Origin of the sequence: Streptomyces sp. NPDC059787 (genome assembly GCF_042732315.1) — a bacterium.
In the GTDB taxonomy this organism is placed as follows: domain Bacteria; phylum Actinomycetota; class Actinomycetes; order Streptomycetales; family Streptomycetaceae; genus Streptomyces; species Streptomyces atrovirens.
In genome coordinates, this window is sequence record NZ_JBHWHX010000004.1 from 231,890 (window position 1) to 246,313 (window position 14,424).

8 protein-coding genes are annotated in these 14,424 nt (G+C 72.0%); 7 read left to right on the forward strand and 1 reads right to left on the reverse strand.

Going from position 1 to position 14,424, the window contains the following annotated elements; all coding sequences use genetic code 11:
* Positions 1–281 precede the first annotated feature (281 nt).
* From smc to ftsY, 3 genes are all read left to right on the forward strand, one after another.
* Entirely contained in the window at positions 282–3,863 is a 3,582-nt protein-coding gene (gene smc, locus ACFV5H_RS05960) for a chromosome segregation protein SMC (protein ID WP_385193071.1), read from the forward strand.
* A gap of 193 nt (positions 3,864–4,056) precedes the next feature.
* A complete protein-coding gene (locus tag ACFV5H_RS05965; protein WP_385193073.1) occupies positions 4,057–5,475 on the forward strand; it encodes a sugar porter family MFS transporter in 1,419 nt (472 codons plus the stop codon).
* Positions 5,476–5,686: 211 nt separating this feature from the next.
* Positions 5,687–6,889, forward strand: coding sequence for a signal recognition particle-docking protein FtsY (gene ftsY, locus ACFV5H_RS05970; protein WP_385059215.1), 1,203 nt, complete (start codon positions 5,687–5,689; stop codon positions 6,887–6,889).
* Positions 6,890–7,264: 375 nt separating this feature from the next.
* Here the strand turns inward: ftsY and ACFV5H_RS05975 are convergent, their stop codons facing one another.
* Positions 7,265–7,930 carry a bifunctional DNA primase/polymerase gene (locus ACFV5H_RS05975; RefSeq protein ID WP_385193075.1) on the reverse strand — a complete coding sequence of 222 codons (666 nt, stop codon included), beginning with the start codon at positions 7,928–7,930 and terminating at the stop codon, positions 7,265–7,267.
* Positions 7,931–8,376: 446 nt separating this feature from the next.
* Here ACFV5H_RS05975 and ACFV5H_RS05980 point away from each other — a divergent pair, with 446 nt between their 5' ends.
* From ACFV5H_RS05980 to ACFV5H_RS05995, 4 genes are all read left to right on the forward strand, one after another.
* The gene (locus ACFV5H_RS05980) at positions 8,377–9,873 is read left to right on the forward strand and encodes a hypothetical protein (protein WP_385059221.1); all 1,497 of its coding nucleotides are present in this window, start codon (positions 8,377–8,379) and stop codon (positions 9,871–9,873) included.
* Positions 9,874–10,221: 348 nt separating this feature from the next.
* On the forward strand, positions 10,222–11,562 hold the full coding sequence (locus ACFV5H_RS05985; protein WP_385059224.1) for an ammonium transporter: 1,341 nt from the start codon (positions 10,222–10,224) through the stop codon (positions 11,560–11,562).
* Positions 11,559–11,897 carry a P-II family nitrogen regulator gene (locus ACFV5H_RS05990; RefSeq protein WP_030231663.1) on the forward strand — a complete coding sequence of 113 codons (339 nt, stop codon included), beginning with the start codon at positions 11,559–11,561 and terminating at the stop codon, positions 11,895–11,897. Before ACFV5H_RS05985 ends, ACFV5H_RS05990 begins: the two co-directional genes overlap by 4 nt.
* 23 nt (positions 11,898–11,920) lie before the next feature.
* On the forward strand, positions 11,921–14,362 hold the full coding sequence (locus ACFV5H_RS05995; RefSeq protein ID WP_385193077.1) for a [protein-PII] uridylyltransferase: 2,442 nt from the start codon (positions 11,921–11,923) through the stop codon (positions 14,360–14,362).
* The last annotated feature ends 62 nt before the right edge of the window (positions 14,363–14,424 follow it).

Sequence of the window (14,424 nt, forward strand, 5' to 3'; positions counted from 1 at the left end):
TCACTGCACCGCTGCTCACTTCACCGCTGTACGAACAGCACAGCAGTGGTCGGGCCTGCCCGTCACCACCGCCAAGCAGTCAGAACTGCAAGGGACGCCCCGGCGTCCCTTCTTTCTTTCCCGCCTCCGTGACCCCGCCCCGGCGCCCGCGCCCCCGCGCACGGCGCTCGTTGTCCCGCGCATCCTTTCACCCTCTTCAACGTCTGGTCTGCCCTGCGCGTTCACCCGCGAAACCGCGCGTTCATGGAGTGGGATCCGCCCGGCGGGTAAAGTCCGGCGGCGTGCACCTCAAGGCCCTGACCCTCCGTGGCTTCAAGTCGTTCGCCTCCGCGACCACGCTCCGGTTCGAGCCGGGGATCACGTGCGTCGTGGGTCCGAACGGCTCGGGCAAGTCCAATGTCGTGGACGCGCTCAGCTGGGTCATGGGCGAGCAGGGCGCCAAGTCGCTGCGCGGCGGCAAGATGGAGGACGTCATCTTCGCCGGCACCACCGGCCGTCCCCCGCTGGGCCGTGCCGAGGTGTCCCTGACCATCGACAACTCCGACGGCGCCCTCCCCATCGAGTACGCCGAGGTCACCATCACGCGGATCATGTTCCGCAACGGCGGCAGCGAGTACCAGATCAACGGCGACACCTGCCGGCTCCTCGACATCCAGGAACTGCTCTCCGACTCCGGCATCGGCCGGGAGATGCACGTCATCGTCGGCCAGGGCCGACTCGACTCCGTACTGCACGCCGACCCCATGGGCCGCCGCGCCTTCATCGAGGAGGCCGCCGGCGTCCTCAAGCACCGCAAGCGCAAGGAGAAGGCGCTGCGGAAGCTGGACGCGATGCAGGCCAACCTCGCACGGGTGCAGGACCTCACCGACGAGCTGCGGCGCCAGCTCAAGCCGCTCGGCCGCCAGGCCGCCGTCGCGCGGCGGGCCGCCGTCATCCAGGCCGACCTGCGCGACGCGCGGCTCCGCCTCCTCGCCGACGACCTCGTACGGCTGCGCGAGGCGCTGCGGGCCGAGATCGCCGACGAGGCCGCCCTCAAGGAACGCAAGGAGGCGGCCGAGGCCGAGCTGAGGAAGGCCCTCCAGCACGAGGCCCACCTGGAGGACGAGGTACGCCGGCTCGCCCCGCGGCTCCACAGCGCCCAGCAGACCTGGTACGAGCTCTCCCAGCTCGCCGAACGGGTGCGCGGCACGATCTCGCTGGCCGACGCGCGCGTGCAGAGCGCGACCTCCGCACCCCTCGAGGAGCGGCGCGGCCGGGACCCGGAGGACATGGAGCGCGAGGCCGCCCGCATCCGAGAGCAGGAGGCCGAACTGGAGGCCGCCCTGGAGGCGGCCGAACGCGCGCTGAAGGACACGGTCACCCACCGCGCGGAGCTGGAACGTGAACTCGCCCAGGAGGAGCGGCGGCTGAAGGACGCCGCGCGGGCCATCGCCGACCGGCGCGAGGGGCTCGCCCGGCTCAAGGGGCAGGTGGGCGCGGCCCGTTCGCGCGCCGCCGCCGCCCAGGCGGAGATCGAGCGGCTGGCCGTCGCCCGTGACGAGGCCCAGGAGCGGGCCGTCGCCGCGCACGAGGAGTACGAGACGCTCAAGGCCGAGGTCGACGGCCTCGACGCGGGCGACGCGGAACTCGCCGAGCTGCACGATGCCGCCAAGCGGCAGCTCGCGGATGCGGAAGCCGCCCTCACCGCCGCCCGCGAGGCGGCCACCGCCGCCGAACGCAGCCGCGCGGCGACCCAGGCCCGCCACGAGGCCCTCGCCCTCGGCCTGCGCCGCAAGGACGGCACCGGCGCCCTGCTGGGCGCGAAGGACCGCCTCACCGGGTTGCTGGGCCCGGCCGCGGAACTGCTGACGGTGACACCCGGCTACGAGGTACCGCTCGCAGCCGCGTTCGGCACGGCGGCGGACGCCCTCACGATGACCTCACCGTCCGCCGCGGCCGAAGCGATCCGTCTCCTGCGCAAACAGGACGCGGGCCGGGCAACCCTCCTCCTGGCAGAAGCAGCCGAAACACCGCTCCAAAGGGGCGCGGGGAACCGCGCGACCGACCACAACGAACCCGCAGCCGCCCTCCCCGCAGAGCGCCTCGTCAGTGGCCCCCCCGCTCTCATGCCGGCCGTACGACGGCTACTGCACCGCATCGTCGTCGTCGGCACCCTGGAGGACGCCGAGGAACTCGTCGGCGCCCACCCCGACCTCACCGCCGTCACCGCCGAAGGCGACCTGCTCGGCGTCCACTTCGCGCAGGGCGGTTCCGCGGGCGCCCCCAGCCTGCTGGAAGTACAGGCATCCGTGGACGAGGCCGCCGCCGAGCTCGCGGAGCTGGCCGTACGCTGCGCGGAGCTGGCCGAGGCGCAGGAGGCGGCCACCGGCCGGCGCCGGGAGTGCGCGGCCCTCGTCGAGGAACTCGGGGAGCGGCGCCGGGCCGCGGACCGGGAGAAGTCCTCCGTCGCCCAGCAGCTCGGCCGGCTCGCCGGACAGGCACGCGGCGCCGCCGGGGAGGCCGAGCGGGCCGGCGCCGCCGCGGCCCGGGCACAGGAAGCCCTCGACAAGGCGCTCATCGACGTCGAGGAACTCACCGAGCGGCTCGCCGTCGCCGAGGAGACGCCGTTCGAGGAGGAGCCCGACACCGCCGTACGCGACCGGCTCGCAGCCGACGGGGCCAACGCCCGCCAGACCGAGATGGAGGCCCGCCTCCAGGCCCGTACGCACGAGGAACGGGTCAAGGGACTCGCCGGACGGGCCGACTCCCTCGACCGGGCCGCCCGCGCGGAACGCGAGGCACGCGCGCGTGCCGAACAGCGACGGGCCCGGCTGCGCCACGAGGCGGAAGTCGCCCGGGCCGTCGCCGCCGGCGCCCGGACGCTCCTCGCGCACGTCGAGGTCTCCCTCGCCCGTGCCGACCAGGAGCGCACCGCCGCCGACGCCGCCAGGGCCCGCCGCGAGCAGGAACTCGCCCGTGCCCGCGCCGAGGGACGCGACCTCAAGGCGGAACTCGACAAGTTGACGGATTCAGTTCACCGGGGCGAGGTACTCGGCGCCGAGAAACGGCTGCGGATGGAGCAGCTGGAGACCAGGGCGCTGGAGGAACTGGGTGTGGAACCGGCCGGGCTGGTGTCGGAGTACGGTCCGCACCAGCCGGTGCCGCCCTCGCCCCCCGCCGAGGGCGAACAGCTGCCGGAGGACCCGGAACACCCGCGCAACAGGCCCCGCCCCTTCGTACGGGCCGAGCAGGAGAAGCGCCTGAAGGCCGCCGAGCGCGCCTACCAGCAGCTCGGCAAGGTGAATCCGCTCGCCCTGGAGGAGTTCGCGGCGCTCGAGGAACGCCACCGGTTCCTCGGCGAGCAGCTGGAGGACCTGAAGAAGACCCGCGCGGATCTGCTCCAGGTCGTCAAGGAGGTCGACGAACGCGTCGAGCAGGTCTTCGCCGAGGCCTACCGGGACACCGCGCGCGAGTTCGAGGGCGTCTTCTCCCGGCTGTTCCCGGGCGGTGAGGGGCGGCTGGTGCTGACCGACCCCGACAACATGCTCACCACGGGCGTGGAGGTCGAGGCGCGTCCGCCCGGCAAGAAGGTCAAGCGGCTCTCCCTGCTCTCGGGCGGCGAACGGTCGCTGACCGCCGTGGCGATGCTCGTGTCGATCTTCAAGGCGCGGCCCAGCCCGTTCTACGTCATGGACGAGGTCGAGGCCGCTCTCGACGACACCAACCTCCAGCGGCTGATCCGGATCATGCAGGAGCTGCAGGAGGCCTCGCAGCTGATCGTGATCACGCACCAGAAGCGCACCATGGAGGTCGCCGACGCGCTCTACGGCGTCTCCATGCAGGGCGACGGCGTGTCCAAGGTCATCAGCCAGCGTCTGCGCTAGACCGGCACACAACATTCAAGTTCTGAACGATCTCTACTCCGTCGCGTCTTAAAACTCACAGCACACGACCTATTGACTTCAAAAGTTGAAGGCATAGTCTCTGCAATGTTGTTTTTACCTTCAGGTACCTTCAGCTGGACCTCGAAGGGCTGACCCCCATCCGGCGATGTTGCCGGTGGCCCGAGGAGTACACGTGACCAGCACCACGCAGGCACAGAAATCAGGAGCCGGGACGGCTCACCCCGAACATCTCGGGCACGTCATCTTCATCGCGGCGGCGGCCGCCATGGGCGGTTTCCTCTTCGGCTACGACAGCTCCGTGATCAACGGCGCCGTCGAGGCCATCCGCGACCGCTACGACATCGGCTCCGCCGCGCTCGCGCAGGTCATCGCCATCGCCCTGATCGGCTGTGCCATCGGCGCCGCGACCGCCGGCCGCATAGCCGACCGCATCGGCCGCATCCGGTGCATGCAGATCGCCGCGGTCCTGTTCACCATCAGCGCCGTCGGCTCCGCGCTGCCCTTCGCGCTGTGGGACCTGGCCTTCTGGCGGGTCGTCGGCGGCTTCGCCATCGGCATGGCCTCCGTCATCGGCCCGGCCTACATCGCCGAGGTCGCCCCGCCCGCCTACCGAGGCCGGCTCGGCTCCTTCCAGCAGGCCGCGATCGTCGTCGGCATCGCCGTCTCGCAGCTGGTCAACTGGGGCATCCTCCACGCCTCCGACGGCGACCAGCGCGGTGAGCTGATGGGCCTGGAGGCCTGGCAGGTCATGCTCGGCGTCATGGTGGTCCCGGCCGTCCTCTACGGCCTGCTCTCCTTCGCCATCCCCGAGTCCCCGCGCTACCTGATCTCCGTGGGCAAGCACGAGCGCGCCCGGCAGATCCTCGAAGAGGTCGAGGGCAAGGACGTCGACCTGACCGCCCGCGTCACCGAGATCGAGTCGGCGATGCACCGCGAGGAGAAGTCCAGCTTCAAGGACCTGCTCGGCGGCGGCTTCTTCTTCAAGCCGATCGTCTGGATCGGTATCGGCCTGTCGGTGTTCCAGCAGTTCGTCGGCATCAACGTCGCGTTCTACTACTCCTCGACGCTGTGGCAGTCGGTCGGTGTCGACCCGACGGACTCGTTCTTCTACTCGTTCACCACGTCGATCATCAACATCGTCGGCACCGTCATCGCGATGATCTTCGTCGACCGCATCGGCCGCAAGCCGCTCGCGATCATCGGCTCCGTCGGCATGGTGATCGGCCTCGCCCTCGAGGCCTGGGCCTTCTCCGCCGACCTCGTCGACGGATCGCTGCCCGCCACCCAGGGCTGGGTCGCCCTGATCGCCGCGCACGTCTTCGTCCTCTTCTTCGCCCTGTCGTGGGGCGTGGTCGTCTGGGTCATGCTCGGCGAGATGTTCCCCAACCGGATCCGCGCCGCCGCCCTCGGTGTCGCCGCCGCCGCGCAGTGGATCGCCAACTGGGCCATCACCGCGAGCTTCCCCTCGCTGGCCGACTGGAACCTGTCGGTCACCTACGTGATCTACACGGTCTTCGCCGCGCTCTCCATCCCGTTCGTCCTGAAGTTCGTGAAGGAGACGAAGGGCAAGGCGCTGGAGGAGATGGGCTGAGCCGCAGCCCCCAGGACCGGGGAGAAGGGGCCAAGTCCCCGCTGCCCCTCTCCTCGTACCTTCACCGCCGCCCCGGCCCGGGTCACCCCCGGGCCGGGGCGGCGGTGTGTCCACCGCGGGAGAAGGGCGTCCCGCGACGCACGGCACGTACCGCCCGGCACGGGTCCGCATCGGCCCCACCGGGGTACCCATGGCCGATACTGGAGCCGTTATGGACATCGTCATCCTTGCTGTAGTCATCGCCGTGGTCGTGCTCGGCGCGCTCAGTGGGCTCATCGTCGGCAGCCGGCGCAAGAAGTCGCTGCCCCCGCCGCCGCCCGCCGCGCCCGACATCACCGCCCCTCCGGCCGAGCCGCACGTCGGCGAAGAGGCCGAGACGCCGCGGGAGGAACCGCGGCGCACCATAGAGGAGGTTGATCTTCCGGCGGGCGCCGGTCCCGTCGTCATCGAGGAACCGCCCGCCGCCGAGGCTCCCGAGATCGAGATCCCGGAGCCCACCGCCGGCCGTCTGGTCCGGCTGCGCGCCCGTCTCTCCCGTTCGCAGAACGCCCTGGGCAAGGGCCTGCTCGTCCTGCTGTCCCGCGAGCACCTCGACGAGGACACCTGGGAGGAGATCGAGGACACCCTGCTCACCGCCGACGTCGGTGTGCAGCCCACCCAGGAGCTGGTCGAGCGGCTGCGCGAGCGTGTGAAGGTGCTCGGCACCCGCACCCCCGAGGAGCTGCGCGGACTGCTCCGCGAGGAGCTGATCACGCTGGTCGGTCCCGAGATGGACCGCACCGTGCACACCGAGAACGCGGCCGGCGGTCCCGGCATCGTGATGGTCGTCGGAGTCAACGGCACCGGCAAGACCACCACCACCGGCAAGCTCGCCCGCGTCCTGGTCGCCGACGGCAACACCGTCGTGCTCGGTGCCGCCGACACCTTCCGTGCCGCCGCCGCCGACCAGCTGCAGACCTGGGGCGAGCGGGTCGGCGCCCACACCGTGCGCGGTCCGGAGGGTGGTGACCCGGCCTCCGTCGCGTTCGACGCGGTCAAGGAGGGCAAGGAGATGACCGCCGACGCCGTGCTCATCGACACCGCGGGACGGCTGCACACCAAGACCGGTCTCATGGACGAGCTCGGCAAGGTCAAGCGGGTCGTGGAGAAGCAGGCCCCGCTGGACGAGGTACTGCTCGTGCTCGACGCCACCACCGGGCAGAACGGTCTGGTCCAGGCGCGGGTGTTCGCCGAGGTCGTCGACATCACCGGCATCGTGCTGACCAAGCTGGACGGTACGGCCAAGGGTGGCATCGTGATCGCCGTGCAGCGTGAGCTGGGTGTGCCGGTCAAGTTGATCGGGCTCGGTGAGGGGGCGGACGATCTGGCGCCGTTCGAGCCGGAGGCGTTCGTGGATGCCCTTATCGGGGAGTGAGGCCCTGACTCCGACTCCGTCGGACGGATTCGGCAGACGCGAAGAAGCGCCCGCCCTCGCGGGGGACGGGCGCTTCGCCATGTCCGGGTGCCCCGGCGTGGGTGTGGGCCGGGGGCGGTTCACGCTGCCCGGCGTTTGCGGGGTGCCGTCGCGCCCACCCGTGCCGCCCCAGCGGCACGACTGCCCGCGGGGGCGGCGGGAATGGCGGGGGTGGTGGCACGACTGCCCGCGGGGGCGGCGGGAATGGCGGGGGTGGTGGCACGACTGCCCGCGGGGGCGGCGGGAATGGCGGGGGTGGCGGCACGACTGCCCGCGGGAACGGCGGGGGTGGTGGGGGTGATGGCACGACTGACCGCGGGGACGGCGGGGTGGCGGCTATGTTCCTGATCGGTGTGCCACGTATGCCAGTGTGCCCAAGAGCAGGCGGGCCTCCGGTGGGGGGGACGCCGAGTCCGGGGCGGGGGAGCGGAGCCAGCGGACCGGGCCCAGGTCGCCCCGGTCGGACGGTGGCGCCGTGATGTGCGTACCGGGCCCGAGGCCGCGCAGGTCCAGGGCGGCCGGGGCGTCCCAGCCCATGCGGTAGAGCAGGTCGGGGAGCGCGGCGGCGGCGCCGGGGGCCACGAAGAAGTGGGCGCGGCCGTCCGGGGTGACGGCGACCGGGCCGACCGGCAGGCCCATGCGCTCCAGCCGGGCCAGGGCGTGGCGTCCGGCGGCCTCCGCGACCTCGATCACGTCGAACGTCCGCCCGACCGGCAGCATCAGCGAGGCCCCCGGGAACTCCGACCAGACCGCGGTCACCTCGTCCAGCGGGGCCCCGGCGCGGATCACCGGCGCGTGGTCCAGCGGATGCGCGCCCGGTGCCCGGCAGCCGGCGCGGCCGCAGGAGCAGGCGCCCGCGGCGGCCCGGACGCCCGGCACCACGTCCCAGCCCCACAGTCCGGTGTACTCCGCCACGACGGTGCCGTCCGAGGAGCGGTTCCGGCGACGCGAACCGGACCGGATGTCGCGGATGCCCCGACTGATACCGATCGTGAAGCCCATGCCCCCTCCAACGGGTCCGACGTGCCGATGGTCACGTAGCGAACGCAGAAAGTGACTCTCTGTTTCCGACTTCCCGACGCCGTTCCGCTCAACCGGCGCTTCGAGGCGCCAGGGGTGGTGCGTCCGGTGATGCGCGCCCCTCACTGCATCGCTGCATCCACTCTTGGCTGTCCAGTGTCAAGTGAATCGCGGGATGGCAACAGTGAGTTCATTCGAAGGGGTGGCGAATGGTGGCGATTGCGGTTCCGCCATGGTGAGACGGGTGATCGTAGAGTTACTTTGTGTGCACGGCTTCTTGGGGCACATGCACTCGTGGGTATGCCGGAGGCAACTCGGCTTTCCGTTCGAAGGGTGACAACCGTCGGACGGGCGGCCCCGACAACCGGCATTCTGATAGGGCTTGGCGCAATCGGCGACAAGTGGTCTTCAGGGATGGGGGCGTTCCAGTGAGCGGCAACGGCGGTGGCGGGACGAACGCTACGAGTGCGGAGAAACGCCCGAACGAGCTGCTCGCCTCGTGGTTCGTCCGCAGCGGCTGGTCCAAGGGCGAGCTCGCCCGCCAGGTCAACCGCAGGGCACGCCAGTTGGGCGCCAACCACATCTCCACCGACACCTCGCGCGTACGGCGCTGGCTGGACGGCGAGAACCCGCGCGAGCCGATCCCCAGAATCCTGTCCGAACTGTTCTCCGAACGCTTCGGCGTCGTCGTCTCCGTCGAGGACCTGGGCCTGCGCACCACCCGCCCGGCGCCCTCCGCCACCGGCGTCGACCTCCCCTGGACGGGCCCGCAGACCGTGGCCCTGCTCAGCGAGTTCTCGCGCAGCGACCTGATGCTGGCGCGGCGCGGCTTCCTCGGGAGCTCGCTGGCCCTCTCCGCGGGCCCGTCCCTCATCGAGCCCATGCAGCGCTGGCTCGTCCCCTCCCCGTCCGCCACGCCGGCCCGGCCCGAGGCCGACCCGGTGTCCTCCGCCGCACGCGCCCGCGGCCGGCTGTCCAGGCCGGAGCTGGACCTGCTGGAGACCACCACCGTGATGTTCCGGCAGTGGGACGCCCAGTGCGGCGGCGGCCTGCGCCGCAAGGCGGTCGTCGGACAGCTGCACGAGGTGACCGACCTGCTCCAGGAACCCCAGCCCGAGTCCACCACCCGGCGCCTGTTCAAGGTCGCCGCCGAACTCGCCGAACTGGCCGGCTGGATGTCGTACGACGTGGGGCTCCAGCCCACCGCGCAGAAGTACTTCGTACTCGCCCTGCACTCCGCCAAGGAGGCCGGCGACCGGCCGCTCGGCTCGTACGTGCTGTCCAGCATGAGCCGGCAGATGATCCACCTCGGCCGGCCCGAGGACGCCCTGGAGCTGATCCACCTCGCGCAGTACGGCAGCCGGGACTGCGCCAGCCCGCGCACCCAGTCCATGCTGTATGCGATGGAGGCCCGCGCCTACGCCAACATGGGCCAGCCCGGCCGCTGCAAGCGGGCGGTGCGGATGGCCGAGGACACCTTCGCCGAGGCCGACGAGTGGGACGAGCCCGACCCCGACTGGATCCGCTTCTTCTCCGAGGCCGAGCTGTACGCGGAGAACTCCCACTCCTACCGCGACCTCGCCTACGTCGCCGGCCGCAGCCCCACCTACGCCTCGCTCGCCGAGCCGCTGATGCGGCGGGCCGTGGAGCTGTTCGGCCAGGAGGGCGGCGAACACCAGCGCTCCTACGCCCTCAACCTGATCGGCATGGCCACCGTCCACCTGCTGCAGAGCGAGCCCGAGCAGAGCGCGGTTCTCGCCACCGACGCCATCAAGGCGGCCAAGAAGGTCCGTTCCGAGCGCGTCAACACTCGTATCCGAAAGACGGTCGACACCGCCGTACGCGACTTCGGAGACCTCGCCGAAGTCGTCGAACTCGGCGAGCGGCTCGCGATCGAGCTGCCCGAGTCCGCGGAGGCGGTCTGACACCCCCGAGGTACCGCTAGGCCCCGGCCGCGGCCGGTCCTCCCGAACTGCCCGACTCGGCTCCCCCATGCCAGGTCATCCGGAGGCCGGCCGCGGCCGGTCGTGTGTCTCCCCGGCCACGGCTCACCGCCGTACACCCGAGGTTGCGCCACGATAACGATCGGCGCGCCCCGGATCCGGCAGTTCATCGACCCGTAACACGCCAGGTGCCTTCGTCACGGCGGCGAAACAACGAGGGGCTTCCACCGAAACGGCGCTGCGCCAATCTCATGGCGCATAACCGGCCCACCCCTCAATCCGCTCAAGGCTTCGCCCGCACGGGGCCGTACCAACGACGAGGAGACGCCGATGGCACCAGCCATCACCCTGGCCGCAGACGCGCCCACGCTGTCCGCCGCCAACACAGGGTTCATGCTCATCTGTTCCGCCCTGGTGATGCTCATGACCCCGGGTCTCGCCTTCTTCTACGGAGGCATGGTCCGCGTCAAGAGCACGCTGAACATGCTGATGATGAGCTTCATCAGCCTGGGGATCGTCACCGTCCTGTGGGTGCTGTACGGCTTCTCCATGGCGTTCGGCACCGACTCCGGAAGCGTCATCGGCTGGAACTCCGACTGGGTCGGCCTGAGCGACATCGGCCTGACGGAACTCTGGGACGGCTACACCATCCCCGTCTTCGTCTTCCTGGTCTTCCAGCTGATGTTCGCCGTCCTCACGCCCGCGCTGATCAGCGGCGCCCTCGCGGACCGCGTGAAGTTCACCGCGTGGGCGCTGTTCATCGCCCTGTGGGCCACCGTCGTCTACTTCCCGGTCGCGCACTGGGTCTGGGGCGCCGGCGGCTGGGCCTTCGAACTGGGCGTCATCGACTTCGCCGGCGGTACGGCGGTCCACATCAACGCCGGTGCCGCCGCGCTCGGTGTGATCCTGGTGATCGGCAAGCGCGTCGGCTTCAAGAAGGACCCGATGCGCCCGCACAGCCTCCCGCTGGTCATGCTCGGCGCCGGTCTGCTGTGGTTCGGCTGGTTCGGCTTCAACGCCGGCTCCTGGCTCGGCAACGACGACGGTGTCGGCGCGCTGATGTTCGTCAACACCCAGGTCGCCACCGGCGCCGCGGTCCTCGGCTGGCTCGCCTACGAGAAGATCCGCCACGGCGCGTTCACCACGCTCGGCGCCGCCTCCGGCGCGGTCGCCGGTCTGGTCGCCATCACCCCGGCCGGCGGCGCGGTCTCCCCGCTCGGCGCGATCGCCGTCGGCGTCGTCGCCGGTGTGCTGTGCGCCATGGCCGTCGGCCTGAAGTACAAGTTCGGCTACGACGACTCCCTCGACGTCGTCGGCGTCCACCTCGTCGGCGGCATCCTCGGCTCCCTGCTCATCGGCTTCTTCGCCACCGGCAAGGGCCAGTCCGACGTCGCGGGCCTCTTCTACGGCGGTGGCCTGGACCAGTTCTGGAAGCAGTGCGCCGGTGTCTTCGGCGTCCTCGCCTACTCCCTGGTCGTCTCCGCGGTCCTCGCCTTCCTCCTCGACAAGACCATCGGTATGCGAGTCTCCGAGGACGACGAGGTGGCCGGCATCGACCAGGCCGAGCACGCCGAGACCGCATACGACTTCAGCGGCGCCGGCGGCGGCGCGGCCCGCACCGCGGCCACCGCCCCCGTCGCCCCGGCCGAGAGCAAGAAGGTGGACGCATGAAGCTCATCACCGCCGTCGTGAAGCCGCACCGGCTCGACGAGATCAAGGAGGCCCTGCAGGCCTTCGGAGTACACGGACTGACCGTCACCGAGGCCAGCGGCTACGGCCGCCAGCGCGGCCACACCGAGGTCTACCGCGGTGCCGAGTACACCGTCGACCTGGTGCCCAAGATCCGCATCGAGGTGCTGGTCGAGGACGACGACGCCGAGCAGCTCATCGACGTCGTGGTCAAGGCGGCCCGCACCGGGAAGATCGGTGACGGCAAGGTCTGGTCGATCCCGGTCGAGACGGCCGTACGGGTGCGGACCGGCGAACGCGGTCCGGACGCGCTCTGACACACGAGAACGGGAGCCGCCGGGTGACGAGTACGAACGTGACGAAAGAAGCAGAGGACTCGGGACCCGGCGGTTACGCGGCGGCCCGGCTGCGCCTCCTCACCGAGGAGGCGCGGTCCGGGCCGCCGCGCCGTACCGCCCTCGCGGACCTCACCGACGACTGGCTCGGCGGACTGTTCGCGGCGGGCGCGCAGAGGGCGCGCGGGGTGTCCCTGGTCGCCGTGGGCGGCTACGGGCGCGCGGAGCTCTCCCCGCGCAGCGACCTCGATCTGCTCCTGCTGCACGACGGCACCGACCCCGAGGCGGTCGCCGCCCTCGCGGACCGCCTCTGGTACCCCGTCTGGGACCTGGGCCTCGCCCTCGACCACTCCGTCCGCACCCCGGCCGAGGCCCGCAGAACGGCCGGCGAGGACCTCAAGGTGCAGCTCGGCCTGCTGGACGCCCGGCACATCGCCGGTGACCTCGGCCTCACCACCGCGCTGCGCACGGCGGTGCTCGCCGACTGGCGCAACCAGGCGCCGAAACGCCTCCCCGCCCTGCGGGAGCTGTGCGAGGAACGCGCCGAACGCCAGGGCGAACTGCAGTACCTCCTGGAACCCGACCTCAAGGAGGCCCGCGGCGGACTGCGCGACGCCACCGCCCTGCGCGCGGTGGCCGCCTCCTGGCTCGCCGACGCCCCGCGCGAGGGCCTCGCCGACGCCCGCCGCCGGCTCCTCGACGTACGGGACGCCCTGCACCTGACGACCGGGCGTGCCACCGACCGGCTCGCGCTCCAGGAGCAGGACCAGGTCGCGGCCGAACTGGGCGTCCTCGACGCGGACGCGCTGCTGCGGCAGGTCTACGAGGCCGCGCGGGTCATCGCCTACGCCGGTGACGTCACCTGGCGCGAAGTGGGACGCGTCCTGCGCTCCCGCGCGGTGCGGCCCCGGCTGCGCGCCGTCCTCGGCGGCGGGAAACCGGCACCCGAGCGCTCCCCGCTGGCCGAAGGGGTCGTGGAGCAGGACGGCGAGGTGGTACTCGCCCGCGCCGCGCGCCCCGAACGCGACCCCGTGCTTCCGCTGCGCGCCGCGGCCGCCGCGGCGCAGGCCGGACTCCCGCTCTCCCTGCACGCCGTACGGCGCATGGCGGCCGGCGCACGCCCACTGCCCGCGCCCTGGCCCGCCGAGGCCCGCGAACAGCTCGTCACCCTGCTGGGCTCGGGGCGCCCCACCGTCGAGGTCTGGGAGGCGCTGGAGGCGGAGGGCCTGGTCAGCCTGCTGCTGCCGGACTGGGACCGGGTGCGCTGCCGTCCGCAGCGCAACGCCGTGCACCTGTGGACCGTCGACCGGCACCTCATCGAGACCGCCGTACGCGCCTCCGCGTTCACCCGCCGGGTCAGCCGTCCCGACCTGCTGCTGGTCGCCGCGCTGCTGCACGACATCGGCAAGGGCTGGCCCGGCGACCACTCGGTGGCCGGCGAGGTCATCGCCCGGGACGTGGCCGCGCGCATCGGCTTCGACCAGCACGACGTCACCGTGATCGCCACCCTCGTGCGCCACCATCTGCTGCTCGTCGAGACCGCCACCCGGCGCGACCTGGAGGACCCCGCCACCGTCCGCGCGGTCGCCGACGCCGTCGGCGCCCAGGGCACCCTCGAACTGCTGCACGCCCTCACCGAGGCGGACGCCCTCGCCACCGGGCCGGCCGCCTGGTCGTCCTGGCGCGCCTCGCTCGTCGCCGACCTGGTCAAACGGGTCTCCGCCGTGCTCTCCGGAGACGCCCCGGACGGACCCGAGGAGGCCGCGCCCACCGCGGAACAGGAGCGCCTCGCGATCGAGGCCGTCGCCACGGGCGCGCCCGTGCTGTCCCTGCGGGCGCAGACCGAGCCGCCCGCCGAGCCCTCCGGCGACCCCGAACCGCTGGGCGTGGAACTGCGCATCGCCGTACCCGACCAGGCGGGCGTGCTGCCCGCCGTGGCCGGGGTGCTCGCCATGCACCGGCTGACCGTACGGACCGCGGAGCTGCGGGCGGTGGACCTCCCGGACGGTGTGGACGGCTCCGTGCTGCTGCTGGACTGGCGGGTCGCCGCCGAGTACGGCTCCCTGCCCCAGGCCGCCCGGCTCCGCGCGGACCTCGTACGCGCCCTCGACGGCAGCCTGGACATCGCCGCCCGCCTCGCCGAACGGGACGCCGCCTACCCGCGCCGCCGGGGCGTGATCGCCCCGCCGCCGCGCGTGACGGTCGCCCCGGCCGCCTCCCGGCACGCCACCGTGATAGAGGTCCGCGCGCAGGACGCGCCGGGCCTGCTGTTCCGGATCGGACGGGCACTGGAGGACGCGGCGGTACGGGTGCGCAGCGCCCACGTCTCCACGCTCGGCGCGAACGCCGTGGACGCCTTCTACGTGGTCGGCCCCGACGGCACGTCCCTGCCCGACGAGGAGGCGGTGGCGGTGGCACGGAAGCTGGAGGAGATGCTGCGGGCGTGACCTTTTGATCAGGTCATGCGTTCACCGAATGTGCTCCCCGCCGATGCGGGGGTGGTCCGATG